Source organism: Vibrio misgurnus (assembly GCF_029635775.1).
Taxonomy (GTDB): domain Bacteria; phylum Pseudomonadota; class Gammaproteobacteria; order Enterobacterales; family Vibrionaceae; genus Vibrio; species Vibrio chanodichtyis.
This window is the reverse complement of sequence record NZ_CP113241.1, coordinates 846,957-872,962: the sequence shown is the minus strand read 5'-3', so window position 1 is coordinate 872,962 and position 26,006 is coordinate 846,957. Positions and strand designations below refer to the sequence as shown.

Annotated in this window: 21 protein-coding genes and 2 tRNA genes; 10 read left to right on the top strand and 13 right to left on the bottom strand. The window is 46.4% G+C overall.

The window, feature by feature from the left end; genetic code table 11:
* Positions 1-77 precede the first annotated feature (77 nt).
* The 7 genes from acpP to yceD form a co-directional block, all read right to left on the bottom strand.
* The gene (gene acpP / locus OOK74_RS04175; RefSeq protein WP_166013291.1) at positions 78-314 is read right to left on the bottom strand and encodes an acyl carrier protein; all 237 of its coding nucleotides are present in this window, start codon (positions 312-314) and stop codon (positions 78-80) included.
* Between the two features lie 233 nt (positions 315-547).
* Complete coding sequence (fabG, locus tag OOK74_RS04170) at positions 548-1,282, bottom strand: 3-oxoacyl-ACP reductase FabG (RefSeq protein WP_274722332.1); 735 nt, start codon at positions 1,280-1,282, stop codon at positions 548-550.
* A 27-nt stretch (positions 1,283-1,309) separates the two neighbouring features.
* Positions 1,310-2,233, bottom strand: a complete 924-nt coding sequence (gene fabD / locus OOK74_RS04165) for an ACP S-malonyltransferase (RefSeq protein WP_278183158.1) — start codon at positions 2,231-2,233, stop codon at positions 1,310-1,312.
* Positions 2,234-2,302: 69 nt separating this feature from the next.
* On the bottom strand, positions 2,303-3,253 hold the full coding sequence (locus OOK74_RS04160; protein ID WP_274722283.1) for a beta-ketoacyl-ACP synthase III: 951 nt from the start codon (positions 3,251-3,253) through the stop codon (positions 2,303-2,305).
* 5 nt (positions 3,254-3,258) lie between these two features.
* Positions 3,259-4,284 carry a phosphate acyltransferase PlsX gene (plsX, locus tag OOK74_RS04155; protein WP_274722282.1) on the bottom strand — a complete coding sequence of 342 codons (1,026 nt, stop codon included), beginning with the start codon at positions 4,282-4,284 and terminating at the stop codon, positions 3,259-3,261.
* Positions 4,285-4,293: 9 nt separating this feature from the next.
* Positions 4,294-4,464 (bottom strand): 50S ribosomal protein L32, encoded by a 171-nt coding sequence (gene rpmF, locus OOK74_RS04150; protein WP_000290732.1) that lies wholly within the window; start codon positions 4,462-4,464, stop codon positions 4,294-4,296.
* 34 nt (positions 4,465-4,498) lie between these two features.
* Complete coding sequence (yceD, locus tag OOK74_RS04145) at positions 4,499-5,023, bottom strand: 23S rRNA accumulation protein YceD (protein WP_166013295.1); 525 nt, start codon at positions 5,021-5,023, stop codon at positions 4,499-4,501.
* Positions 5,024-5,170: 147 nt separating this feature from the next.
* Between yceD and OOK74_RS04140 the strand changes: the two genes are divergently transcribed.
* Positions 5,171-5,752: a Maf family protein gene (locus tag OOK74_RS04140; RefSeq protein ID WP_278183157.1), complete on the top strand. Its 582-nt coding sequence runs from the start codon at positions 5,171-5,173 to the stop codon at positions 5,750-5,752.
* Positions 5,753-5,835: 83 nt separating this feature from the next.
* Here OOK74_RS04140 and rluC read toward each other — a convergent pair whose 3' ends face one another.
* The gene (gene rluC, locus OOK74_RS04135) at positions 5,836-6,801 is read right to left on the bottom strand and encodes a 23S rRNA pseudouridine(955/2504/2580) synthase RluC (protein ID WP_278183156.1); all 966 of its coding nucleotides are present in this window, start codon (positions 6,799-6,801) and stop codon (positions 5,836-5,838) included.
* Between the two features lie 607 nt (positions 6,802-7,408).
* Between rluC and rne the strand changes: the two genes are divergently transcribed.
* Complete coding sequence (rne, locus tag OOK74_RS04130) at positions 7,409-10,471, top strand: ribonuclease E (protein WP_278183155.1); 3,063 nt, start codon at positions 7,409-7,411, stop codon at positions 10,469-10,471.
* A 744-nt stretch (positions 10,472-11,215) separates the two neighbouring features.
* Here the strand turns inward: rne and adhE are convergent.
* Entirely contained in the window at positions 11,216-13,903 is a 2,688-nt protein-coding gene (gene adhE, locus OOK74_RS04125; protein ID WP_166013304.1) for a bifunctional acetaldehyde-CoA/alcohol dehydrogenase, read from the bottom strand.
* Between the two features lie 628 nt (positions 13,904-14,531).
* Here adhE and OOK74_RS04120 point away from each other — a divergent pair.
* Positions 14,532-15,173 (top strand): YchE family NAAT transporter, encoded by a 642-nt coding sequence (locus OOK74_RS04120; RefSeq protein WP_166013306.1) that lies wholly within the window; start codon positions 14,532-14,534, stop codon positions 15,171-15,173.
* Between the two features lie 105 nt (positions 15,174-15,278).
* Here the strand turns inward: OOK74_RS04120 and asd are convergent, their stop codons facing one another.
* On the bottom strand, positions 15,279-16,397 hold the full coding sequence (asd, locus tag OOK74_RS04115) for an aspartate-semialdehyde dehydrogenase (RefSeq protein WP_274722265.1): 1,119 nt from the start codon (positions 16,395-16,397) through the stop codon (positions 15,279-15,281).
* 421 nt (positions 16,398-16,818) lie between these two features.
* On the opposite strand from asd, the gene nhaC reads away from it, so the two are divergent.
* The gene (gene nhaC / locus OOK74_RS04110; RefSeq protein WP_278183154.1) at positions 16,819-18,258 is read left to right on the top strand and encodes a Na+/H+ antiporter NhaC; all 1,440 of its coding nucleotides are present in this window, start codon (positions 16,819-16,821) and stop codon (positions 18,256-18,258) included.
* A gap of 148 nt (positions 18,259-18,406) precedes the next feature.
* On the opposite strand, the gene yejK is transcribed toward nhaC, so the two are convergent.
* The gene (gene yejK / locus OOK74_RS04105) at positions 18,407-19,408 is read right to left on the bottom strand and encodes a nucleoid-associated protein YejK (protein WP_274722263.1); all 1,002 of its coding nucleotides are present in this window, start codon (positions 19,406-19,408) and stop codon (positions 18,407-18,409) included.
* 84 nt (positions 19,409-19,492) lie between these two features.
* Between yejK and OOK74_RS04100 the strand changes: the two genes are divergently transcribed.
* The 4 genes from OOK74_RS04100 to OOK74_RS04085 all read left to right on the top strand — a co-directional run bounded on the left by OOK74_RS04100 (position 19,493) and on the right by OOK74_RS04085 (position 21,942).
* Positions 19,493-19,708, top strand: coding sequence for a YejL family protein (locus OOK74_RS04100; protein WP_166013310.1), 216 nt, complete (start codon positions 19,493-19,495; stop codon positions 19,706-19,708).
* A 33-nt stretch (positions 19,709-19,741) separates the two neighbouring features.
* Entirely contained in the window at positions 19,742-21,547 is a 1,806-nt protein-coding gene (locus tag OOK74_RS04095; RefSeq protein ID WP_274722262.1) for a DUF3413 domain-containing protein, read from the top strand.
* A gap of 63 nt (positions 21,548-21,610) precedes the next feature.
* Positions 21,611-21,687, top strand: a tRNA-Pro gene (locus OOK74_RS04090).
* Positions 21,688-21,851: 164 nt separating this feature from the next.
* Positions 21,852-21,942: transfer RNA gene (locus OOK74_RS04085), tRNA-Ser, on the top strand.
* Positions 21,943-22,124: 182 nt separating this feature from the next.
* Here OOK74_RS04085 and OOK74_RS04080 read toward each other — a convergent pair.
* Positions 22,125-24,071, bottom strand: a complete 1,947-nt coding sequence (locus OOK74_RS04080; protein ID WP_274722261.1) for a DNA topoisomerase III — start codon at positions 24,069-24,071, stop codon at positions 22,125-22,127.
* A gap of 84 nt (positions 24,072-24,155) precedes the next feature.
* Positions 24,156-24,488, bottom strand: a complete 333-nt coding sequence (locus OOK74_RS04075; protein WP_274722260.1) for a Grx4 family monothiol glutaredoxin — start codon at positions 24,486-24,488, stop codon at positions 24,156-24,158.
* Positions 24,489-24,771: 283 nt separating this feature from the next.
* On the opposite strand from OOK74_RS04075, the gene sodB reads away from it, so the two are divergent.
* On the top strand, positions 24,772-25,356 hold the full coding sequence (gene sodB, locus OOK74_RS04070) for a superoxide dismutase [Fe] (RefSeq protein ID WP_274722259.1): 585 nt from the start codon (positions 24,772-24,774) through the stop codon (positions 25,354-25,356).
* Between the two features lie 113 nt (positions 25,357-25,469).
* Complete coding sequence (locus OOK74_RS04065; RefSeq protein WP_274722258.1) at positions 25,470-25,973, top strand: VC2046/SO_2500 family protein; 504 nt, start codon at positions 25,470-25,472, stop codon at positions 25,971-25,973.
* Positions 25,974-26,006 lie beyond the last annotated feature (33 nt).

The following is a 26,006-nucleotide window of genomic DNA, read 5'->3' as shown; positions in this document are numbered from 1 at the left end:
CCGGAATTGAAATTGAAATGAGAGGGTGTTGAGAACTAATAAAAATTCAGGCGGCCAGTAGGCCGCCTGGGGAGAGATTACTGAGCGTTGTTGGTCACGTAATCGATCGCAGCTTGAACAGTCGTGATCTTCTCTGCTTCTTCATCAGGAATTTCAGTATCGAATTCCTCTTCCAGAGCCATTACTAGCTCAACAGTGTCAAGAGAATCTGCACCCAGATCATCAACGAAAGAAGATTCATGCTTCACTTCTGCTTCGTCTACACCTAGCTGTTCAACGATGATTTTCTTTACGCGTTCTTCGATGTTGCTCATTTTTTCTTTTCCTTTACAGATTTCGCCTAATGCGATGATTCCGTAGTTTATTCGAACTAGGGAAAGTTGCAAGTGTGAGGTTTCTGGTCTAACCACAAATTAGCCGACTTTAACCGAAATTCACACCATATTTGATATAAGTCATGCATAAACATCGTGCATGTTATCGACACTTTTCATCTAAATTCGCCTCACAACTCGACAGTTCAGTACCGGATCATGAAGCAAGCCGTTTAGATCATGTACATGCCACCGTTAACATGCAGTGTTTCACCGGTGATGTAAGCTGCTTCTGGTGAGGCTAAGAAAGCCACCGCTGATGCTATTTCACGCGGATCGCCCAAACGCCCAGCTGGAACTTGGGTTAAGGTTGCTGCACGTTGCTCATCATTCAGCGCTTTGGTCATATCCGTTTCAATAAACCCCGGAGCCACAGTGTTCACTGTTACGCCACGCGATGCCACTTCACGTGCCATCGATTTAGTAAAACCAATCACACCCGCTTTCGCTGCAGCATAGTTTGTTTGACCTGCGTTGCCCATCGTACCCACAACCGAACCGACATTGATAATGCGGCCTTGGCGTTTTTTCATCATGCCACGCAATACGGCTTTAGATAGACGGAAAATCGAAGTCAGATTGGTATCAATAATGTCTGACCACTCTTCTTCTTTCATACGCATTAACAGGTTATCACGGGTGATACCAGCGTTGTTAACCAAAATATCGATGCCACCAAACTCATCTGCGATGGTTTTCACTACCGCTTCGATTGACTCAAGATTGGTCACGTTCAGTGCCATGCCTTTGCCATTATCACCTAAGTAGTCGCTAATCGCTTGCGCGCCACTTTCGCTCGTCGCAGTACCAATCACTCGCGCACCGCGCTCAACCAACAATTCAGCAATCGCTTTACCAATACCGCGGCTCGCGCCGGTTACTAGGGCGACCTTGCCTTCTAAGCTCATGAATTGAGTCATGTTTTATTCCTGTTATTATTTTAACGCATCCAAAGAAGCCACATCGTTCACCGCAGCTCCTTCAAGGGTTTTGACAATACGTTTAGTCAGACCAGTCAATACCTTACCTGGTCCCATCTCAAGCAGTTTTTCGACACCCTGAGCGCTGATTTGTTCCACACACTCGGTCCAACGTACTGGGCTGTAGAGCTGGCGAACCAGTGCCAACTTAATCTTAGCCGGATCGGTTTCGGCAATCACATCCACGTTATTGATGACGGGAATTTGTGGCGCATTGAATTCAAGCTCTGTTAAAGTTTTTGCCAATTCATCGGCAGCAGGCTTCATCAGCGCACAATGTGATGGCACAGAAACCGGCAGTGGCAACGCACGCTTAGCACCCGCTTCTTTACACAGAGCACCGGCACGCTCTACCGCATCTTTTTGACCAGCGATCACCACTTGGCCTGGTGAGTTAAAGTTGACCGGAGAAACCACTTCACCTTGCGCTGCATCAGCACAAGCTTTGGCAATGGCTTGATCATCTAAGCCAATAATTGCATACATCGCACCGGTACCAGCAGGCACCGCTTGTTGCATCAATTGTCCACGCAGCTCAACCAGCTTGATCGCTTGTTTAAAATCGATCACTCCCGCACAGACTAATGCCGAATATTCACCTAAACTGTGACCAGCCAATACCGCCGGTTGTGGTAATTCTAGTTGTTGCCATACACGCCAAATCGCCACCGAAGCCGCGAGCAGAGCTGGCTGAGTGTGAAAAGTTTGGTTGAGATCTTCGATCGGTCCATCTTGCACCAGAGCCCATAGATCGTAACCCAACACTTCAGACGCTTGTGCGAAAGTCTGTTTTACCACCTCATATTGCTGTGCAAGATCAGCCAGCATCCCAACCGCTTGCGAGCCCTGACCTGGGAATACGATAGCAAACTTACTCATAACTCTTTCCTTTATCTCATAATGGATAAGGAGCCTTACGACTCCTTAAAATCAACATTGATTGTGGATTTAGAATTTCACCAGCGCCGAGCCCCAAGTGAAACCGCCACCAAACGCTTCGAGCAATAGAGTTTGCCCGCGCTGAATACGCCCATCACGTACCGCTTCATCCAATGCCGTTGGCACTGTCGCTGCCGACGTATTGCCGTGGCGGTCTAACGTGACCACCACTTGATCTAATGACATAGCCAGTTTTTTCGCTGTCGCCGAGATAATCCGATAGTTAGCCTGATGGGGAACCAACCAATCCAGCTCTGATTTATCCATGTTATTGGCTTGCAGCGTATCGACCACCAATTTAGACAGTTGTGTCACTGCCACTTTGAATACTTCGTTACCCGCCATGTGCAGCCATTTATCACTGCTGCCACCACGTTCAGGCACTTCAAGGCTCAATAAATCACCAAATTGACCATCGGCGTGGATATGCGTTGAAAGAATACCTGGCTCATTGCTGGCTCCAACCACTACGGCACCTGCGCCATCACCAAACAAAATAACCGTGGAGCGATCGGTCGGATCACAAGTTTTGGACAGTGCATCCGCACCGATCACCAAAATATTTTTACATGCCCCAGATTTAACCTGTTGATCGGCAATCGAGAGCGCGTACATAAAACCAGAGCAAGCGGCCGCCAAATCAAATGCAGGGCAACCTTTAATATCCAGCTTACCTTGCACTTGACAAGCAGCGGAGGGGAAAGCGTGACTCGCGCTGGTGGTGGCAACGATAATCATATCAATATCATTTTTATCGATACCGGCCATTGCTATCGCATTTTGTGCCGCATAGAAAGCCATATCGGCCACCGTTTCATTGTCAGCGGCAATGCGACGTTCGCGGATACCAGTACGAGCAACAATCCACTCATCACTGGTCTCTACCATTTTCTCTAAATCTGCGTTAGTACGCACCTGAGATGGCAAGTAGCTGCCAGTACCTAAAATTTTGCTATACATGAAGACTAATAATGCCTCTCGAGTAAAACCGCTTCCAAACGATCGCTTATACGGCTGGGTACTTGTCGTTTCACCTCATGCACCGCCTCACAAATTGCATTGACAACAGCGGATACATCAGCACTTCCATGACTCTTAATGACAATGCCGCGCAATCCTAGCAAACTTGCGCCGTTATACTGGTCGGGGTTCAGGGTTTTTAATTCAGTAAAGAGCTCAGAAAACAGTTTTCTTGCAATCCAACCCTTTATGGATGAGGCTAAAAGCGATTTTTTTAACTTATCGATAAAGAGTTGCGCTGTTCCTTCACACGCTTTAAGGCAGACATTTCCCACAAAGCCATCGCACACTATCACATCTGCGCTATTGGTTAATAGCTGATTGCCCTCAATATAACCAATGAAATTGATCTCTTGGGTTTGGGTCAGCATCTCCGCGCAGCGCTTAACCAGGTCATTACCTTTAATCTCTTCTGCGCCGATATTTAAAATGGCAACTCTAGGTGCGTGGCGTAAATGTTGCTCAGCTAGCGCCGCTCCCATCACCGCAAATTGGAACAAAGAATCCGCATCACTCGACACATTGGCACCGAGATCCAGCATCCAAGTTTTACCGCCGGATACCGTAGGTAAAGCAGAAACCAACGCCGGACGATCAATACCAGGTAACAGTTTAAGACGAAAACGGGATAGCGCCATCAGGGCACCGGTGTTACCACCACTGACACAAGCATCCGCCTGGTTATCGGCAACCAGATCAATCGCCATACCCATGGAACTACCAGCACTATTGCGTAATGCCAACGAAGGTTTTTCAGAGTTAGAGATAACTCGGTCACTGTGCACAATACTTAAACGAGCATTGGCAGAATAACCAAGTAGGGAGAGTTGTTGAGCGATCTGATGTTGATCACCCACTAAGATCACTTTTAGCTCTGGGAAATGTGACAGTGCCTGCACGGCGGCAGGCACTGTAACGCGTGGACCGAAGTCCCCGCCCATTGCATCAAGTGCAACGGTTAAATTTTGCAAAGGTCAACCTTACTTGTTGATAACCTTTTTACCACGGTAGTAACCTTCAGCAGTTACATTGTGGCGTAGGTGAGTTTCACCTGAAGTTGCGTCTACAGATAGCGCTGCAGCAGTTAGCGCATCGTGTGAACGACGCATACCACGTCTTGAACGTGTTTTACGGTTTTGTTGTACGGCCATTGACCCTACTCCTATGTTAAGAATGCTTAGCGAATTACTTCTTCAAGCTTTTTAAAACATCGAATGGATTCGGTTTCTCTTCCAAAACTTCTTCTGGAAGTTCACCAAACACCAAATTGTCTGAATCAACGCTACAATCCGCTTCGTCATGCATTGCAACTTGAGGCAAATTTAAGATGAACTCGTCTTCAACTAACTGAACTAGGTTAACCTCACCAAACTCGTTTAGATCTACCAAATCATACTCGTCTGGGGCGTCTTCTTCACTTTTACGCCCTAAATAAGGGGTATAAGTAAAGTCAACTTCACACTCATGTGCGAAAACCTCGTTACAGCGCTGACACTCTAAATCAACTTCGATGTTAGCTTTACCAGAGATAACAACGAGTTGCTGTTCATCAATCTCAAATGACAATGAAACTTCAGCGTCGCGTTTAACGCCTGCGACTGACTCCTCTAAGCGCTTGAACAGACTGATTTGGATGATGCCATCAAAATCTAATCTCTTCTGAGCCGCTTTAGCTGGATCAACCGTTCGCGGTATTTTTACCTTTTGCATAGGGCGCGAATATTATCTTCCAAAACAGGTTTAGTCAAAGAAAAAGGCAAAAAACTTAGTTTTTTTTCCCTTTCCACAGAGAGCATTATGAACAGCGCATTAGGATACGTTATGCTGCTGTCAAACACGCGATGATTGTAAAGTAAAATGCAAAATTACCAACTAGTTTTAGCTTCCACCTCACCATTTCGCCAACAAATTCTGACCAAACTCAAGCTACCTTTTGTTAGTGCGAAACCCGATTGTAATGAAACTCCTTTAATCGGTGAAAGCCCAATCCAATTGGTGATGCGTTTAGCCGAACACAAAGCACGCAGCTGTTTTTTGCCTGAACCGAGTTTAGTGATTGGCTCCGATCAGGTGTGCGTGATTGACGGTCAAATCATCGGCAAACCCTTAACCATGGAAAAGGCGGTGGAGCAACTGTCACGACAAAGTGGCAAAGCGATCACCTTTTATACTGGACTCGCCCTTTTTAATAACCAAACCCAGAAAATTCAGGTGGTTTACGATACGTTTACGGTTCATTTTCGAACCTTGTCTGAATCAATGATCCGCAACTATGTGGTGGTCGAGCGACCACTGGAGTGTGCTGGCAGTTTTAAGAGTGAAGGACTAGGCATTGCCCTGTTTGAGCGATTAGAAGGTGATGACCCCAATTCGCTGATTGGTCTGCCGCTGATTAAATTGATTAATCTGCTTGAAAAAGAAGGGGTTAATGTGATTTAAACCGTGGATGACTCACAGCGCGATAAATCGCCCTGTGAGTCCACGTGAATACCGCGCATCAATTTATGAGTTAGGGTTATTCCTTACAGCTCTTGCGATGATTGAGCTTGGCGCAGTTGGTTTAGCGCTTGCTCAAGGTTTGCCGTTAATGGCGCGTGAATATCTAGCTTCTGCTCGCTGGCTGGATGAACAAACTGAATGTTCGCCGCATGCAAGAACAGCCGTTCAATCCCAAACTTGGCCGTGTAAGCATCAAAACGGCGATCGCCATAGCGATCATCCCACGCAATTGGATGCCCCATATATTGGGTATGGACACGGATTTGGTGCGTGCGCCCAGTTACGGGACTCGCTTGCACTAAGGTCGCTTCACTAAACTGCTCAACAATGCGAAATCGCGTTTCCGAAGGTTTACCGTTTGGATTGACACGCACGATACTGTTGACTTCATTTTTTAGTAACGGCGCATTTACGACCCGGCACTCCGGATCCCAGCGCCCCATCACTAGTGCATAGTAGTATTTCTGCACCGTTTTTTCGCGAAACTGAGCTTGTAAATGACGCAGTGCGGAACGCTTTTTGGCCACCAGCAAAATTCCCGAGGTATCTCGGTCAATCCGGTGCACCAGCTCAAGAAAACGCGCTTGCGGACGTAAAGCACGTAATGCTTCAATCGCACCAAAATGTAAACCGCTGCCACCGTGTACCGCGGTCCCCGAAGGCTTATTGAGGATCAACAAATGTTCATCTTCATAGACAATGCAGTGTTCTAATTCTGCCACTTTATTGAGTTTGGTATTCGGCGCTGTGGGCTGATTCTCTTTCACTTCTAGCGTGACAGGTGGCACGCGCACCACATCGCCGGCGGCCAGTTTGTATTCCGCTTTAACGCGCTTTTTATTCACGCGCACCTCACCCTTACGCAGAATGCGATAAACTACGCTTTTAGGGATGCTTTTTAATTGGTTGCGCAAAAAATTATCAATGCGCTGACCTGCCATATCTTCATCAATATCGATGAGCTGGACTTGAGTTCTAATTTCATTCATGGCGTTATTCTATCTGGAATCACGCTAAAATCACATTTTCTTAGCAACAAAAAATTATTTTCATTAGATCTTCACGCGATGGCAGCACCACTTCAATAAATTAGCACAACTATTGCGCGTTAAATTACTGGTAGAGATAGTGATAAGTCATTTTTCACGCTTATTTCCAGCATTGGACAATAGGTTATTCCCTACTCTTTTTTAATCTCCCGCAAATAATTCACACTAGCTTGGAAAGCTGATTGCTGACTTTAGCTGTCACTGCTATAGTTCACAGCTGCAAGAGCTGAACTGGTAGCATTTTGTTATTTACTGTTCAATTTCTAGCAAGTTAGTGAGTAGTGAGTTGAAAAATTGAGTGCAGCACATGGCGTAAGACACCGAATTTGAGACTTTTTGTTGCTCTACTCGTCGCCTTTCATGTTGAGTACTTTCCGCCTTTATTGCGGTTTACAGGCTATTACTAGCTTGTGAATACTGATGTGCCCTAGAGCATCCCCTCCAGCCGGGAGGCTGTATCGAAAAAGCCATGGGATCTGGCACCGTGAAAACGAAACACAGCAACAAAAACAAGAATCAAAACTATATAAGAACATGAGATTTTTAAATGAAGAGAATGCTAATTAACGCAACTCAAAAAGAAGAGTTGCGTGTCGCGTTGGTTGATGGCCAACGTCTGTTCGATCTGGATATTGAAAGCCCAGGACACGAATCGAAAAAAGCCAATATCTACAAAGGCCGCATTACCCGTATTGAACCCAGTCTTGAAGCTGCATTTGTTGACTACGGTGCTGAACGACACGGTTTCCTCCCTCTTAAAGAAATTGCGCGTGAATACTTCCCTAGCGGTTATAGCTACCAAGGTCGTCCTAACATCAAAGATGTTTTGAACGAAGGCCAAGAAGTGATCGTACAGATCGAAAAAGAGGAGCGCGGTAGTAAAGGCGCAGCTCTGACCACCTTTATTTCGCTGGCAGGTAGCTATCTGGTACTGATGCCGAATAACCCTCGTGCGGGCGGTATTTCTCGTCGCATTGAAGGTGATGAGCGTACCGAGTTAAAATCCGCACTCAGTTCACTGGAATTGCCACAAGGTATGGGCCTTATTGTTCGTACCGCCGGTGTTGGTAAAAGTGCAGAAGAGCTGGAGTGGGACTTAAACGTACTACTTAAACACTGGAGTGCGATTAAACAGGCTTCGGATTCCAACCCAGCACCATTCCTGATCCATCAAGAAAGCAACGTGATTGTTCGTGCAATCCGTGATTACTTGCGCCGTGACATCGGTGAAATTCTGATCGACAGTACCAGCATCTACGAACGTGCTCTTGAGCATATTCGCTTAGTGCGCCCTGACTTTGTCAATCGTGTCAAAAAATACGAAGGCGAAGTGCCACTGTTTAGCCATTTCCAAATCGAAAGCCAGATTGAATCGGCGTTCCAACGTGAAGTTCGTCTGCCTTCTGGTGGCTCTATTGTCATCGATCCAACCGAAGCATTGACCTCGATTGATATCAACTCCGCTCGCGCGACCAAAGGCGGCGATATTGAAGAGACTGCGCTCAATACCAACTTGGAAGCCGCGGAAGAGATTGCACGTCAATTACGACTGCGTGACCTCGGTGGTCTGGTGGTGATCGATTTCATTGATATGACTCCAGTTCGCCATCAACGTGAAGTTGAAAACCGTCTGCGTGAAGCGGTGCGTGTTGATCGTGCTCGTGTACAAATCGGCCGTATTTCTCGCTTTGGTTTATTGGAGATGTCTCGTCAGCGACTAAGCCCATCTTTGGCCGAAGCTAGCCACCACATCTGTCCTCGTTGTACTGGTACCGGCGTGATTCGTGACAATGAATCATTAGCGCTATCAGTGCTGCGTTTGATTGAAGAAGAAGCCCTGAAAGACAATACCTCGCAGGTTCTTGCCGTGGTGCCGGTCTCGATTGCCTCTTATTTGTTGAACGAAAAACGTCGCTCAGTGAATCATATTGAGAAAAATCAAGATGTTCGTATCACTATCGTGCCGAATTCAGAGATGGAAACCCCGCACTTTGACGTGATCCGCGTGCGTGACGGTGAAGAGCAAGACATCCTGTCTTACTTGATCCCGAAAAAGCTTGAAGCGATGAAAGAAGCGGAAGGCAAAGAGACACCAGATGTCGAACTTAAGCCAAAACGCATTGAAGAGCCGGTACTAAAAGGCTTCGCAGAACCTGCCGAAGCCATACCCGCTCCAGCACCAAAAGCCAAAGCTGAACCACAACCTGCGAAAACGGCAGCGCCGACTCAACCTGGCTTGTTCAGCCGTTTGTTTACCGCATTAGCGAACCTGTTCTCGCCAGCGCCAGCAGTGGAAACAGCAGCAACACCTGCGGCAACCAACAATCAGCAAGATAAACCGCGCCGTGAACGCAACGAGCGTAACAATGACCGTCGTCGTAACCCTCGCGATAGAAACCGTCGTCGCACCAATGAGGAAAACAGCGATCGCAATGAGAAAGAGGCGACCAACCATAATCGCAAGCCACAAGATCGCAAACCAAAGCCAGAACGTAATGAGCGCGTAGAAACCGAACGTGCAGAGCGACAAGATCGCCGTAACAAACGCGATGACAGCAAGAGCGCTAAACTGCTTGAGCAAGGTCGCCAACTGGCCGCGGAAGCACAGCAAGAAGTCAAAGTTGCAGAGCCAAAAGAAGAAAAAGTAGCGGTAGTTAAAGAGCGTCGTCAGCGTCGCAAACTGCCAAAACAGATCCGCGTTAAAGATCAAGTGGCGAATGAAGAGCTGGATCCTTTGTCAGCAATGAGCACTAGTGAGTCGCTTGAAGCTGCAGAATCGCATACTCTGCCAGCAGTAGAAGACGTTACTGACTCAAATCAAGATGATCAAAAACAACGTCGCAATCGCCGTTCACCACGCCACTTGCGTGCAAGTGGTCAACGTCGCCGCCGTGGTCGTGATCGTCGCCCTAACCCATTCCGTCTGCGCAAAGGGGGTGTTGCATCACCAGAAATGGCGATGGGTAAAGTGATGCCGCGTTATGATTTAGCGCCACGTCCACAATCTCGCCATGATGTTGTAACTGTAACTGAGCAACCAGTAGAGCAAATGGATCAGGTGATTGTCGATCAAAATATAGCCGTAGCAACAGCACCAACTCTTGGTGGTTTTGCTTGCCCTGAAATGAGTATGGGTAAAGTGATCCTACGCCGCGAACCAGTGGTATCCGCCACCCCTATCGCACAACAGCCAGTAGTGATCGCAGAACCTGTCGTTGAAACAGTTGCTGAAACGGTTGTGTCAACTCGCGAGCAAGACGTAGTGGCTGCACCAATCGCGGTTGAAGTTTCATCTTCAGCTACGATTGATGCGGCACCAGCTGCCGTGGCACCAACCGTGGTTGAAGCCGTAGCAGTAACCGAACAACCGACTGAACCATTAAAAGTTGTGAAAGTTGCTAAGGTCAGCCACCAACCGCGTAGTGCGAAAGCTGTGATTGAACAGCCAAGCGCTTCGTCACCGATGACTAAAGCGTCCGGCTCAAATGAGATCCGTGAAGTGCAGGTTAACCCAGCACCACTCCGTGCTGAGCGCTATTCCGCACGTGGTGCTGGTAGTCAAGCCGCGCGTAGTCAAGCAAGCGCCGCAATGACAAAGCCACTAAGCTAATTAACCAATACCGACCACAAGGGCTGCATTCGCAGCCCTTTTTTTATATTTGCATCTTAGCCCCGTAATTTACGCACACCATGCTGTGGTATTTGAGATTGACTAAAACCATCAAGTGAGAGTTAGAGGGATGTGCGATGGAATATACCCAAACAACTTAAAGATACAGGTAGGCGGCAAACGACCTTTACCACTACAAACAAAGCCTCTGAGCATAGATCAACTATGTGATGAGGTTTATGAGTGCTAGTCAACACCGCAGCAACGCCAAGTAGGACGGGGATATCATCGGGCTGGAAAATGACTTGTGCTAAAAGGTAAACAGCCGAGCGACATAGGCAACAAAAGATAAGATAAGCCGATCTTGGGCGAACTTGAACAACCGATGAGAATACAATGAGCCTTGAACTCCGATTCACTCGGTAAAGCCATTAAAACGCTTCCCCGTCAATCGCCAGATCTTCTACGATGCTGGTTAACGGGGTAAAGGTACTGGTGAAACACATGCCTGCTATCGAGAGTATTAAAAATCGCTATTGCTCACTTGGCACATCAAATGCTCACCAGCCACTACGTGGATCATCGGGCAAACATAGCAACCTATTCACCTTTCAGTGGCTAATTGAACATCTTATCTCAGTATACTGTTTGTCGATTAACGCTAATCAATCGCCATAAAAAAACCCTCCATCAGGAGGGTTTGATATGGGTTGATTTGCTTCGTGCTAGCGAAAACCAATCACATTATTTTTTTGCTTTTGGCGCTACTTTCGCTGCTTCTTGATCCGCTTTCTTCACGATAACGGTGGTACCTTCGAAAGTTTGACCTTCAACGAAAGGTTTACCGTAGAAAGAAGCCAACAGAACTTCTTTCAGTTCAGTAATCAGTGGGTAACGTGGGTTTGCACCAGTACATTGGTCATCAAACGCTTCAACCGCTAATCCATCCACTTTCGCAAGGAAATCAGCTTCGTTTACGCCAGCGGCTTGGATAGACATTGGAATATCCAAGTTTGCTTTCAGCTCATCCAACCAAGCTAGCAAACGCTCAATTTTCTGTGCAGTACGGTCGCCCGCTTGGCTCAGACCTAAGTGGTCAGCCACTTCTGCATAACGACGACGAGCTTGTGGGCGGTCGTATTGAGAGAATGCAGTTTGTTTAGTTGGGTTGTCGTTCGCGTTGTAACGTACTACGTTAGCAATCAGCAGTGCGTTCGCCAAGCCGTGTGGCAGGTGGAACTCAGCACCGATTTTGTGCGCCATTGAGTGACATACACCCAAGAATGCGTTAGCAAATGCGATACCAGCAATCGTTGCCGCGTTGTGTACTTTTTCACGAGCGATTGGATCTTTCGCGCCGTTTGCGTAGCTAGAAGGTAGGTATTCTTTCAGCATCTTAAGTGCTTGCAGAGCCTGACCATCCGAGTATTCGTTCGCAAGAACAGATACGTAAGCTTCTAGCGCGTGAGTTACTGCATCGTAACCACCGAAAGCGGTCAGCGACTTAGGCATATTCATCACTAGGTTCGCATCTACGATCGCCATTTGAGGAGTCAGTTCGTAGTCTGCCAGTGGGTACTTAGCACCAGTTTTGTCGTCAGTAACAACCGCAAATGGCGTAACTTCTGAACCTGTACCTGAAGTGGTAGTGATACATACCAATTCTGCTTTTTGACCCATTTTCGGGAACTTGTAGATACGTTTACGGATATCCATAAAGCGCATTGCTAGCTCTGCGAAATGCGTTTCTGGGTGCTCGTACATTACCCACATGATCTTCGCAGCATCCATTGGTGAACCACCACCTAGAGCTAGGATCACATCTGGTTGGAAGCTTTGCATTGCTGCAGCGCCTTTCTCTACTACAGATAGCGTTGGATCCGCTTCTACTTCGAAGAATGTTTGCACTTCCATACCTTGCGCTTTCAGCAGGGCAACCACGTCATCAGCATAACCGTTGTTGAATAGGAAACGGTCTGTTACTAGGAATGCGCGTTTTTTACCTTCTAGGTCGCTCAGTGCGATTGGAAGGCTACCACGACGGAAGTAGATAGACTTAGGTAGTTTGTGCCACAACATGTTTTCAGCTCGCTTCGCAACAGTTTTCTTGTTGATTAGGTGCTTAGGACCTACGTTCTCAGAAATTGAGTTACCCCCCCAAGAACCACAACCCAGAGTCAGAGACGGTGCAACGTTGAAGTTGTACAGGTCACCGATACCACCGTGAGTGGTTGGGATGTTGATCAGGATACGGGCAGTTTTCAGTTTGTCACCGAAGTAACGAATACGATCTGCGTTTACATCTTGATCAGTGTACAGGCCTGAAGTGTGACCGATACCGCCGATTTCAACCATAGTTACCGCTTGAGCAACAGCGTCTTCGAAGTTGTCAGCACGGAATAGACCTAGAGTTGGAGACAGTTTTTCATGAGCGAATTCATCGTCATAAGAGACTTTACCCAGACCTTCACCAACCAGTACTTTGGTATCCGCAGGTACTTTCACGCCAGCCATTTCAGCGATAGCTGCTGCTGGTTGACCTACGATTTTCGCGTTCAGAGCACCATCGATCAGCAGAACTTTACGCACTTTGTCAGCGTCAGCTTTGCTTAATACATGAGCTTTATGTGTTGCGAAACGCTCTTTCACTTCTTCGTACACTTCGCTCACAACGATAGCCGCTTGCTCAGAAGCACACACTACACCGTTGTCGAAAGTTTTTGACATCAGGATAGAGGCAACCGCACGTTTGATATCTGCAGTTTCATCGATAACCACAGGAACGTTACCCGCACCTACACCGATCGCTGGTTTACCAGAAGAGTATGCTGCTTTCACCATGCCTGGGCCACCGGTCGCAAGGATCAGTGCAATGCCATCATGCTTCATTAGCGCGTTAGATAGCTCAACTGATGGTTGATCGATCCAGCCGATGATATCTTTCGGTGCACCCGCTGCGATTGCTGCATCCAGAACCAGTTTCGCTGCTGCGTTGGTTGAATTTTTTGCACGTGGGTGTGGAGAGAAGATGATGCCGTTACGAGTCTTCAGAGAAATCAGTGATTTGAAGATTGCGGTTGAAGTTGGGTTAGTGGTTGGAACGATACCACAGATGATGCCTACTGGCTCAGCGATGGTCATGGTACCAAGGTTGTCATCTTCTTCTAAGATGCCACAGGTTTTTTCATCTTTGTATTTGTTGTAGATAAACTCAGAAGCAAAGTGGTTTTTGATTACTTTATCTTCAACAATACCCATGCCCGATTCTTCTACCGCCATTTGTGCTAGCGGGATACGCGCTTGGTTTGCTGCCAATGATGCTGCGCGGAAAATTTTGTCTACTTGTTCTTGTGAGAAAGTAGCAAATTCTGCTTGTGCCGCTTTAACGCGAGCAACCAGAGCATCAAGTTCAGCCAGATTAGTAACAGGCATAATGAATCTCCTAAAATAAAAAAATGTTAAAAACTCTTTAGTAAGTCTGCGTAACTGGTTTTCACCTTACCGTAAAGGTTTAACTGACAACCAACTTAGTAAATTGCTTTCACGGCTGAGTATAATATTTCAGACTGTGAAAAAAATTGACTCAGATCAGTTATGAAAAATTAATTACCTCACAAGAGGTAGCTGCCAGAACAAACCAAGCATAACACATTGAATTAAATATAATTAAACCGAAAAAAGCGACTGGTCAAAAAAATATCACTTAAATTCTAACGTGCTAAAAAAACTACATATCTTGTAAAAAAGTTTCATTTTTATACGCCAACACCACTTCTGGGAGGGAGATGACGTGCTAGTCAGAGTATAGAGATTATGCCGACAACCACCAGATCTCGAGTGTTTTTTACAAAAAAACACCCAATTAATGACATGTAGAAACAATTACCATCGTTCACATGGGAAAGCAGAGGGCTCTTTACCTTGGCAGCATGAGTCATCAATTAGTTTTTCTCACCCAATAATCCGTGGTGACCCAATTTTTTTCATTCGTTCTTTTGCTATCTTTGACTTACATTACCTACGCTTCTTTAGGTCCCTTTGATGGTTACGAGACTTCATCATGCAAAGCTTTGAAATTGCTATTTTTCTTCAATTCTTCCTTGGCTTAGTTGCTGCGGTAAATCCGGTTGGCATCATGCCCGTTTTCGTTTCTCTCACCAGTCATATGACATTGGAAGAGAAAAATAAAACCGCCGCCACCGCCAATATTGCGGTCGCGATTATCCTGACCATTGCGTTACTCGCCGGCCAGATGTTGTTGGATCTGTTTAGTATTTCCCTTGATTCTTTCCGAATCGCGGGTGGATTACTGCTGATGAGCATCGCTTTTTCGATGATGAGCGGTAAGCTCGGTGAAGATAAACAAAATAAGCAAGAGAAATCGGAATACATCAGCCGCGAGCAAATTGCGGTGGTACCACTTGCCATGCCACTGATGGCTGGCCCAGGCGCGATCAGCTCAACCATCGTATATGGGTCTCGCTATCCCACTATGCTAGATACGGTCGGCATTATTTTGACCATTGTCGCGTTTAGTTTTTGCTCTTGGTTACTGTTTCGCTCCGCGCCTTATATTGTCAGACTACTGGGCCAGACTGGGATCAACGTCATTACCCGGATCATGGGCCTAATCCTAGGTGCGCTGGGGGTTGAGTTTATCGCCAATGGATTACGTAACTTATTCCCAGGCTTAGCGTTATAAACCGATCCATCCTTACCCCACACCAAATCCTCCGTAAAAAAAGAATGCCATAAAAAAAGCGCCTAACGGCGCTTTTTAGTCTTCAGGGATAAATATGGCACGCCGTTAAGCCGCCTTTTCAGCCAAAATAATACGTAACGTACGGCGCAGTGGCTCAGCAGCACCCCACAGTAATTGGTCACCCACTGTGAAAGCATTGAGGAAATCATCGCCCATGCTCATTTTACGTAAACGACCAACTGGCACAGAGAGCGTACCAGTCACTTTGGCTGGCGTCAGCTCACGAGCGGTGATGTCACGCTCATTAGCGATGACTTTCACCCAATCGTTATGCGTAGCAATCATCTCTTCAATTTCATCCAGTGGAACATTCTGTTTGAGTTTGATCGTCAATGCCTGAGAATGGCAACGCATCGCTCCAATGCGCACGCAAGTGCCGTCAATCGGTACTGGAGCGTGTTGTAAACCAAGAATTTTGTTGGCTTCAACTCCCGCTTTCCACTCTTCTTTGCTCTGGCCATTATCACGTTTAACATCAATCCAAGGGATCAGCGAGCCGGCCAAAGGCGCACCAAAATTATCGGTCGGGAAAGCGCTCGAACGCATAGTGTCGGCCACTTTTTGATCAATATCCAAAATCGAACTGGCCGGATTGGCGAGCTCAGAGCTAACCGCATCATTAATCACGCCCATCTGCGAAATTAATTCACGCATATTTTGCGCGCCAGCACCAGAAGCCGCTTGATAAGTCATCGCACTCATCCACTCGACTAAGCCGCGTTCATATAAGCCACCTAATGCCATTAGCATCAAGCTCACGGTACAGTTACCACCAACAAAGGTTTTGGTGCCGTGGTCAATACCATGCAAAATCTGTTTTAGGTTAACCGGATCTAAGGTAATGATTGCTTCTTTATCCATACGCAACGTAGAAGCGGCATCAATCCAATAACCTTTCCAACCGGCTTGACGCAAGGCTGGATACACTTTTTCGGTATAGCTGCCACCTTGGCAAGTAATGATCGCATCAAGCTGTTTGAGACTTTCAATATCAAACGCATCTTGTAGCATTCCTGCGTCTTTACCAAAATTTGGTGCAGGGATACCAATTTGCGATGTGCTGAAAAAAACGGGCTCAATCAGATCAAAATCGCGCTCTTCTACCATGCGTTGCATCAAAACTGAGCCGACCATGCCACGCCAACCTACTAAACCTACTCTCATTTCCTATACTCTCCGTGTAGATCCAATGTCAAATTACTGGCTTCATCTATAAGTGGTTCAGTCTTAAATCTCAAGCGTTTCTTAGTAAATCAGTGAACTTTTTCCTATCCTTCCTTGCTACTTATCGCACTTTCGATACTCGATGCCTTAAAAGAAGCATTTTTGGTCAAATTAGAGCATTAACGTCAATTTTTACCAAAAAACAACTTACTGTTACACAATAAAACCACTCTACAAAACATTTACTTTCATTAATGGCGCAAAATAACAACAGCAAACACCACAAATTAACCATTTGGACGATATAAATCACAACAAGAAGCTTTAATGTCGATATATTATTTTAACTACGGTAAAGTGCCCGCCGACTCAATAAGGACACCCTGACTCCTTACTAACGATTGGATAAGAGGCTCTTACTATGTTACAAGCCCCACAACGCCTACCAAGCTTAACCCAAGTGATCATCGCGCTTGGCTTATTTTTGTTGCTCGCGTTTTCATTTACTGCGCAGTTAGATTTACCTATCCAGCTTGCGCTGTACATCGGCTGGTTTATTGTCATGACCTTAGGCATCCGCTTAGGTCATAAATATAAAGAATTAGAGGCCGCCGCCTTAAATGGTATTGGCAATGGTTTAGGTGCAGTCCTGATCCTACTGGCGGTCGGTGCCCTAGTCGGTACCTGGATTGCTGGTGGCATTGTACCCACCATTATTTATTACGGCCTACAAGCGATCCACCCTTCGATCTTTTTACTGGCGACCATGGTGATTTGCTCGTTAACTGCTCTGGCTACCGGCACCTCATGGGGCGCCGCCGGTACTGCAGGTATCGCCATGATGGGGATCGGTCAAGGTCTTGGCATTCCAGCACCAATTACCGCAGGTGCGGTTCTGTCTGGCTGTTACTTTGGCGATAAGATGTCACCACTTTCCGATTCGGTGATCTTGGCTTCATCGATGTCGAATGTTGAAGTGATGGAACACATCAAAGGCATGCTGCCGATTGCGCTGATCAGCTATATCATTACCGGTATTTTGTTTACGCTGTTTGGTTTCCACTACGCTGGCAATGTTGATATGTCTCAAGTTGAGAGCGTGATTGTCGCGATGGAACAACAGTTCTACATCACCCCTTATTCGTTTGTACCCGTACTGATCGTGCTAAGTTTGCTTGCGATGCGCATGCCTTCTTTCCCAGTGATCAGTTTTGGTTCACTACTCGGTATTGTTTGGGCGGTGATGATCCAAGATGTCGATTTCCTAGCGGCGTTTAATACTGCATGGGCTCCCTACCATATCGAATCTGGCGTAAGCTTTATTGATGCGATCCTCAACCGTGGTGGCATGTCATCCATGCTCGGCTCGGTAGCGGTGATCGTCTTCGGTCTCGGTTTTGGCGGCCTGTTAGATAAAGTAGGTGTACTTGAAACCATCGCGAAACTGTTTGAACGTCGCGTAACCAGTGCCGGCTCATTGGCCACCAGCACGATTGGCACTGCGTTTATGGGTAACGTATTTGGTTCTGCAATGTATGTTTCGCTGATCCTGACCCCTAAAATTTGTGCCAAAAACTATGATCGGCTTGGCTACCAACGCAAAAACCTCTCTCGTAATGCGGAGTTCGGCGGCACGTTAACTTCAGGGATGGTGCCTTGGAGTGATAATGGTATCTATATGGCGAGTATTTTGGGAGTGGCTGCCCTCTCCTACGCGCCATTTATGTGGCTAAGCTTTGTGTGCATTATCGTTACGATCGTGACCTCTTACTGCGGATGGTTTGTGGATAAATGTGAACCCACAGCATCTGCGGACCTGTCACCGACTGATGCGCCTGAAACAGTGAGCACGGCGGCGTAACGAGACCTTGCTGCAAAACAAGCATCATCCTTACGGATGACAAAAAAGAGCGCTTGCAAGCGCTCTTTTTTTTTACCTATTCGACTAGCGATATCAGTCGATCGAATTGCGGGGCTAGCACGGCATGCTTGCCACCGCAAATATCCGATTAGCGTAGACGCGTCAGTTGGTCACGCAGATTGGGCGGTGTCCCTTTGATGGTCAAAGTGTCGGTTTCTGGATCGTAGAACACCCGCTCACCAAGTAACACACTATCAAAGCTGAGATTTAAGCCACCACCTGCACCAACATATTTGGTGAGTTTACGCACGGTTGAGCGATCCGCGGGGAAACTCTCTTCTAATTGATAGCCTTGCTCACGGGTAAAATCGAAAAAATTGATCCCTTCATGACTGGCTGGCAACTCACCAGAAAGTTCTTGCACCTTAACCTCATCACCAGCTTTGATTTGATCGTTACAGTATTCGTACACCTGCTTCTTATAACTGATCGTTTCCTCTTTTTCGAACTTGGCATCCGTACAGAAATCTTCTACCGCTTGCATCAATACTTGGTTTTGCTGCTTAGTATCCAAACCAATATCGGCTTGCAGAAAATCGAGGAAAAAATCGGCCACTTTGCGCCCAACTCGGCCTTTAATGTAACTCAGGTAACGCTTGGACTCTTGGTCCGTCTCATAGCTAGAGAGATCAATCCGCGCCACAATATCCATTTTATTGATATCCAGATAGTCGGTCGCGCTAATCTCTAGTCCCTCGGTGACTTTCAAACTTTGATTAAGCGGTAGCAAACCAATAAACAGATAATCGGTGGCCAAAGATTGATATTCCGCCATGACTAAAATGCCTTCATCAGCGAAAGGGTATTTGGCTAGCTCATTTTTCAGACGCTGCGCGCTTTGCTGTGAAAAAGGGTAAAAGGGTAAGCTGCCACGACGCATCTCTTGCAACCAAAGCTGAAACTCACTGTCTGATTTAAAGCAACCGAAACCTTTACCTGCTTTGGCATTAAAAATACGATGTAACTCCGCCACCAAATTTTCGGTGGACGCATCATTAGGCAAAGATTCAGCGCGATAATTGACCTCTAATTCATCGTTATCATTTTTACGCAGTTGGTGCAAAATCACGTTAGAAAGGAATAGGCTCATAGTGAAATAATCATCGTTGTGGTTTCAGTTGTCAGGCATACTAGGGTATCATAAGCCGCTTTTACTATCATCATCAGAGTCAATATGCCTATTACATCGAAATACAGTGACCAACACGTTGAAACCATTCTGACTGAAATTGCTGCGGTACTCGATAAACACCATGCATCGCCAGAGCTCACCTTAATGGTGGTGGGTAATGTTGCCACCAATATACTCAATCAAAATGTTGCCGCAGGGCAGCGTAAAATAATTGCAGAAAAATTCGCACAAGCATTAATCTCGTCTTTGCAAAGCTAAATGACCCATTTAACCTATTAATAGAAAAAGCACATGGTAGACAGCGAAAATACATACGGTGATCGAGTTTCTCGTTTAGTTGGTTGGGGGCATTGGTTTGCCTTCTTTAATATCATCGCCGCTATCTTAATTGGTACGCGATACCTTTCCCAATCACCTTGGCCAGAAACCCTGCTTGGGCAACTCTATTTGACCCTATCGTGGATTGGCCATTTTGGTTTTCTGGTTTTCGCGCTCTACCTGCTCGTGCTTTTTCCTCTGACCTTTATCATTCCATCACGCAGCTTATTTCGTTTTCTCGCCGTTTGCTTCTCAACACTTGGCTTGACGGTACTATTGATTGACACTCAAGCGTACCAGATCATTAACCTGCATCTAAATCCGGTGGTTTGGGAGTTGCTATTTAGCGATGAAACCAGCAGCGTCAATGCCGATTTACAACATCTGTTTGTGGTTTTACCGCTGATCTTTTTACTTGAACTTGGCCTCTCTGAATGGGTATGGCGCAAGCAGCGCAAACTATCGCACAAGCGCATTGGACGCCCAATCGCTGGGGTGTTTTTTGTGAGTTTTATTGCTAGCCATCTAATTTATGTCTGGTCCGATGCCTATCTATATGCACCGGTGACCAGCCAACGGGCTAACTTCCCACTCTCCTATCCGATGACGGCCAAATCGTTTATGGAAAAACACGGCTTACTTGATAGAGAAGAGTACACTAAGCGACTGGCGGAGCAGAGTAACGAGATCGATGTACTGGCTTATCCATTGGAGCCGTTAGAGTTTAATCGTCGCGCCAATAACCTCAACGTGCTGATCGTGAGCATTAACAATCTGCGCGCGGATGCCTTAACCCCAGATCTGATGCCAACCGCTTATCAATTTGCCAACCAAAACCTCAACTTTACCAACCACTACAGTTCCAGCAACGATATGTTTGGGGTCTTTGGTTTGTTCTATGGCTTACCTAGCACCTACGCAAGCAGTGTTCGTGTCCAAGGCAGTGCACCGCTATTTATTGATATCATGAGAAAAAATGATTATCAATTTGGGTTATTTAGTGGCAATGATTTTGCCGATCCTCTTTATCAAGAAACGCTATTTAGAACATTAAAGCGGGCCAAAATCGCAGTAGATAATCAGCATACCTTCGATCAACAAGTGGTAAACATGTGGGCAGAATGGCTACCTTCCGTTCAGAAAAAACCTTGGTTTAGCTATCTCGAATTGACCACGCTTGAAGAATTTTCCGATCTCACCGATGCGCCTGTACAGGGTTCCACCGAACAGCGCTTACGCGCAAGCTATAACCGCTCCGTGACCCAAGCTGACCAAGTCTTAAACCAGTTACTTGAGCAGCTCAATACGCTTGGCTTAGCCGAAAGCACCGTGATTGTGCTGACCTCTAACCACGGCACCGAATTTAACGAAACCAAAACCAATACTTGGGGTTCGGACAGCAACTACAGTCGCTATCAACTGCAAGTACCAATGGTGATCCACTGGCCAGGCAGAATTGCTGGTACCTACGCGCACCGCTCTAGCCATCTCGACTTCTCGGTTACTCTAATGCAAGATCTGCTTGGGGTTTCATCCAACCCGATAGATTACAGTAGTGGTAAAAATCTATTTAATGAAAGTAAGCGCAAATGGATCCTTGCGGGTGATGCCCGAGAGTTGGCTTTAATAACCGATCAAAACACCACCGTGATTGATAAGTTTGGCAATTTTAAAGTCTATGATAATGAATACCAGCGCCTAAAACAGACAACACCGACCCTACCGGTATTAATGCAAGGTTTGACTGAATTGCAGCGTTTTTACGCAAAAGACAATTAAATTCATTATTTTAAGCCAAGCTAGGCTTGACGCCTTACACAAAAGTTATTAGATTACGCGCATCGGACTGTAGCGCAGCTTGGTAGCGCACCGTCATGGGGTGTCGGGGGTCGGAGGTTCAAATCCTCTCAGTCCGACCATACACCTAAAGGGGAGTTTCTAAGAAACTCCCCTTTTCCGTTTTAATCAATGTACAAAATGACGCTTAGTGATAAAAATCGCAGCCAAGTGTACATAATTGCAGCAAACGGTTTATTGGGGGCTTTACAAGTGAGTATCAGCTCGATATTATGCCCGCACAAAAGGAGAGATGGCTGAGTGGTTGAAAGCACCGGTCTTGAAAACCGGCGATGGTTAATAGCTATCCTAGGGTTCAAATCCCTATCTCTCCGCCACATTCAAGCCCTTGATTTATCAAGGGCTTTTTTCGTTTTAAGACGATCAAATGTCACCTAATACAAATAGGTGATACATATGTGGTTATTTCAGCATCCTTCTAGCATCGACGATGCTCGCGTCAACTTCCCTTCTTCGCAACAGAATAATGCCCCTACTTCATCCCCAGCAGTTAATCCAATCAATTACGTTTTCTAGCTTGACGTTGATTCTTCGAAGTACGCCGTGTGCGTTTAAAAGTAGGCTTGCTGACCGCGGGTAAAGATTGTAATGCCGTAGGTATTGGCGCAATTTTAACTTGCTCGATCAATTGTTCAAGCCGATGCTGTAAGGTCTGCATAAAGGGTTGGTAAGCTTGGCCTTTCTCTGCGATAGCTTGCAGTTGATGCTCCCAATGCGCCGTCATATCTGGGTAAGTGGCTTCACTGGGTAATGCTTCAATCAAGCCCCGACCAGCGGGAGAGCTTTTAATCAGCTTACTATCACGCTGTAATAAGCCACGCTTAAATAAGGTATCGAGAATACCAGCACGGGTTGCTTCCGTGCCTAATCCATCGGTTTCACGGAGAATTTTCTTCAGATCTTGATCCGCGACAAAACGAGCAATCCCAGTCATCGCTTGCAACAGCGTTGCTTCAGTAAAATGACGAGGCGGCTCCGTTTGCTTTTGTTTGATCTCCCCCTCTCGACACTGCAGTACAGTCCCGATAGGCAGAGGTGGCACTTTATCTACACCCTCGACTTGCTCATCTTGACAACCGGTTAATGCTTTCCAGCCCGCACTGAGCAATTGACGCCCTTTGGCGATAAAAGTGCCACCAGCGATGTTAAACACTAACTTTGCCTCTGCGTACACGGCGGCTGGATAAAATTGCATTAAATATTGACGAGCAATCAGCTGATACACTTTCAACTCATAGCTAGACAACCGATTCAGCGCGGCCTGTTTTGGGGTGGGGATAATCGCATGATGAGCATCGACCTTACGGTCATTCCACGCTTTAGAACGCAACGATAAATCGGCCTGCTGTACAGCCGTTGTCAGCTCATGGGCATTATTGGCGATCGCCGCCACCACCTCTGCAGCTTGGGCCCAATGTTCATCAGGCAAATAACGGCAATCAGAGCGTGGATAAGTGATTAATTTATGTTTCTCATACAGTGCCTGACAAATATCCAACACTTGCTGCGCACTCATGTTATAACGCTTGGCTGCATCAATTTGCAGCGTCGAAAGTGAATAAGGCAGCGGAGCCGCTTGCTTGGTTTGCTGTTGCTCTGATCCGGTTACGCTGGCAGGTTGATGTGCGATGCGACTGGCGACATTCTCAACCAGCTTACGGTTGATCACTCGACTTTGCTCATCCTGCCACGGCAAACAAGCGTCACTCGGTTGCCAACGAGCACGGATATCAAACTGATCCGCAGCATTTTGATAAGGGATGAGCGCATCGAGTGTGAAATAGTCATGAGCGATAAAATTTTCGATCTCTTGATCACGCCTCACCACTAGACCCAGCACCGGTGTTTGCACCCGGCCAACAGAAAGCACCCCTTGATAGCCCGCTTTTTGCCCAAGCAGAGTATAGGCGCGCGACATATTCATGCCATATAGCCAATCGGCGCGTGAGCGGGCTAAGGCAGAAACCGAAAGCGGAATAAATTCACGATTACTGCGTAAATCCTGTAGAGCACGTTTTACTGCAGCAAGGTTCAAATCACTGATCAATAAGCGCTGTACCTGGGCTTTTTTATGCTGAGGCACTTTGCAGTAATCCAACACTTCATCAACTAACAGTTGTCCTTCACGGTCTGGATCGCCTGCATGAATAATTTGCGTCGCATCTTTAAGCAGTTTGCGTACAACGCTAAGCTGCTGAGCCGCCGATTTCCTAGGCCTTAATTGCCACTGCTGTGGAATAATCGGCAAATCGGCCATGTGCCATTTTTTATAACGTTCAGCATAAGCATCCGGTTCAACTTGCTCAAGCAGATGGCCAATACACCACGTCACAACATCACCATTCGCGCAACGAATACTGCCCGGCTGTTTTTGGTGTGGTTTAGGCAGAGCATCGGCAATGGCTCGCGCTAAGCTTGGTTTTTCAGCAATAAAGAGTCGACTCATGGTGGTCATTGATCAGATAAAATTAAGGCCACATTACTCAATGTGGCCTTATAAACGCAAGTAAAACTGTAATTTTATACAGTATTATTCTTGATTAGCGGCACGGGCTGCCGCCTCTTTAACCAGTGTTTGCAGTTCACCCTTCTGGAACATTTCCAGCACGATGTCACAACCACCGATCAACTCGCCTTCAATCCACAATTGTGGAAAAGTAGGCCACTGCGCATAGACTGGCAATTCCGCACGAATATCCGGATTTTGCAGAATATCTACATAAGCAAATTTTTCACCACACGCCATCAGTGCTTGTGCCGCTTGTGAAGAAAAACCACAGCTTGGCAATTTAGGTGAGCCTTTCATATAAAGCAGAATCGAATTTTCGGCGATTTGCTGTTTGATTTTATCAATAGTTTCCATCGCTTCCTCATTAATGGATGTCATCAAATATGGCCGTATTCTAAAGCAATAATGGAGAATAAAAACCCTATTATTAACACGGTTAAGCGCTAAACTTAGTTTACTGGGCAAGGTTATGCTTGGGATTGATTGACCTTAATGATCTTTTTCTGCACTCGGGGTTTTAATAAAGTAAAAACTTGCTAAACTAATTGGCAAGTCAGTCATAGTGACGAATAAAATAATACACTGGAAGCAATGACATAAAGAGAAGTCTCTCTTTACACTCAATGGAGAATCCGCAATGGCATTTGAATTACCCGCTCTTCCTTATGCGAAAGACGCACTAGAGCCACACATCTCAGCAGAAACACTGGATTTCCACCACGGTAAGCACCACAACACTTATGTGGTAAAACTGAATGGCTTGATCCTTGGCACTCAATTTGAAAATAAATCATTAGAAGAGATCATCAAGACCTCGACCGGTGGTGTTTTCAATAATGCCGCTCAGATTTGGAACCACACTTTCTACTGGCACTGTCTGTCACCAAACGGCGGTGGTGAGCCAACTGGCGCGGTTGCTGAAGCCATCAATGCAGCGTTCGGATCTTTTGCTGAGTTCAAAGCAAAATTCACTGATTCTGCGATCAACAATTTTGGTTCGTCTTGGACTTGGCTGGTGAAAAAAGCTGATGGTACATTAGCGATCAGCAACACTTCTAATGCAGCGACACCGCTGACGGAAGAAGGGGTGACACCGCTACTGACCGTTGATCTGTGGGAACATGCGTACTATATCGACTACCGTAACGTGCGCCCTGAGTACATGAACGGCTTCTGGGCATTGGTTAACTGGGATTTTGTTGCTCAAAACCTCGCCAAATAAGCATCATCCGCTTAATAAAACGCCATAAGCCTGCAATTTTGCAGGCTTTTTTATCTCTCTCGCTCAAGTTTTTCGTTCAAGTGCCGTTAAATGAACATCAACGGGAGAGTGTCATGCAAGTCCACACATTAGACAAAGCTGCGATCATCAGTGAATTGCATTTCGGCCAAGGTATTAGCCAAGCCGTTACGCAAGGACGTCGTGCTGACTTCTCTCTACTGATGGCGCTATTTTCGAATGATGTTCGCGATAACACCCCGGTAGATAAGATCGATCAGACTCCCACCACTGAGCAGCTACTACGGCAACGTTTTGAACTTGCGCCTCCTCAACCGCTGGCGAATGATCACAGTTCGTATCAAATTTCAGCCAACCAAGCAGCACAGTTCCATCAAGGGGGCATGGCAAGTGCTAAGCTAAGCCATTACTTGACTCCAGAAGCGTTAACCTATCGCCCACAAGATACCCAAGGCTTGCCGGAAGAGGTGTATTTGAATCTCTCTGGGCACGAACGACGCCATCTGGCGGATAAAACCCCGATTTCACTCTTAGCTAAAGATTTTTATCAGCGTCTTGCGACCGCCTACCGTCAAGATCAATTACGAGTTGCTCTCTGATCCGCGCAGATATGAAATTATCCGCACTGCAAA

What these genes read in the sequence shown, in the direction of transcription:
- acpP (WP_166013291.1), bottom strand. Translation starts at nt 314, where the DNA reads ATGAGCAACATCGAAGAACGCGTAAAGAAAATCATCGTTGAACAGCTA.
- fabG (WP_274722332.1), bottom strand. Translation starts at nt 1,282, where the DNA reads ATGAGCTTAGAAGGCAAGGTCGCCCTAGTAACCGGCGCGAGCCGCGGT.
- fabD (WP_278183158.1), bottom strand. Translation starts at nt 2,233, where the DNA reads ATGAGTAAGTTTGCTATCGTATTCCCAGGTCAGGGCTCGCAAGCGGTT.
- OOK74_RS04160 (WP_274722283.1), bottom strand. Translation starts at nt 3,253, where the DNA reads ATGTATAGCAAAATTTTAGGTACTGGCAGCTACTTGCCATCTCAGGTG.
- rpmF (WP_000290732.1), bottom strand. Translation starts at nt 4,464, where the DNA reads ATGGCCGTACAACAAAACCGTAAAACACGTTCAAGACGTGGTATGCGT.
- yceD (WP_166013295.1), bottom strand. Translation starts at nt 5,023, where the DNA reads ATGCAAAAGGTAAAAATACCGCGAACGGTTGATCCAGCTAAAGCGGCT.
- OOK74_RS04140 (WP_278183157.1), top strand. Translation starts at nt 5,171, where the DNA reads ATGCAAAATTACCAACTAGTTTTAGCTTCCACCTCACCATTTCGCCAA.
- rluC (WP_278183156.1), bottom strand. Translation starts at nt 6,801, where the DNA reads ATGAATGAAATTAGAACTCAAGTCCAGCTCATCGATATTGATGAAGAT.
- rne (WP_278183155.1), top strand. Translation starts at nt 7,409, where the DNA reads ATGAAGAGAATGCTAATTAACGCAACTCAAAAAGAAGAGTTGCGTGTC.
- adhE (WP_166013304.1), bottom strand. Translation starts at nt 13,903, where the DNA reads ATGCCTGTTACTAATCTGGCTGAACTTGATGCTCTGGTTGCTCGCGTT.
- OOK74_RS04120 (WP_166013306.1), top strand. Translation starts at nt 14,532, where the DNA reads ATGCAAAGCTTTGAAATTGCTATTTTTCTTCAATTCTTCCTTGGCTTA.
- asd (WP_274722265.1), bottom strand. Translation starts at nt 16,397, where the DNA reads ATGAGAGTAGGTTTAGTAGGTTGGCGTGGCATGGTCGGCTCAGTTTTG.
- nhaC (WP_278183154.1), top strand. Translation starts at nt 16,819, where the DNA reads ATGTTACAAGCCCCACAACGCCTACCAAGCTTAACCCAAGTGATCATC.
- yejK (WP_274722263.1), bottom strand. Translation starts at nt 19,408, where the DNA reads ATGAGCCTATTCCTTTCTAACGTGATTTTGCACCAACTGCGTAAAAAT.
- OOK74_RS04100 (WP_166013310.1), top strand. Translation starts at nt 19,493, where the DNA reads ATGCCTATTACATCGAAATACAGTGACCAACACGTTGAAACCATTCTG.
- OOK74_RS04095 (WP_274722262.1), top strand. Translation starts at nt 19,742, where the DNA reads ATGGTAGACAGCGAAAATACATACGGTGATCGAGTTTCTCGTTTAGTT.
- OOK74_RS04080 (WP_274722261.1), bottom strand. Translation starts at nt 24,071, where the DNA reads ATGAGTCGACTCTTTATTGCTGAAAAACCAAGCTTAGCGCGAGCCATT.
- OOK74_RS04075 (WP_274722260.1), bottom strand. Translation starts at nt 24,488, where the DNA reads ATGGAAACTATTGATAAAATCAAACAGCAAATCGCCGAAAATTCGATT.
- sodB (WP_274722259.1), top strand. Translation starts at nt 24,772, where the DNA reads ATGGCATTTGAATTACCCGCTCTTCCTTATGCGAAAGACGCACTAGAG.
- OOK74_RS04065 (WP_274722258.1), top strand. Translation starts at nt 25,470, where the DNA reads ATGCAAGTCCACACATTAGACAAAGCTGCGATCATCAGTGAATTGCAT.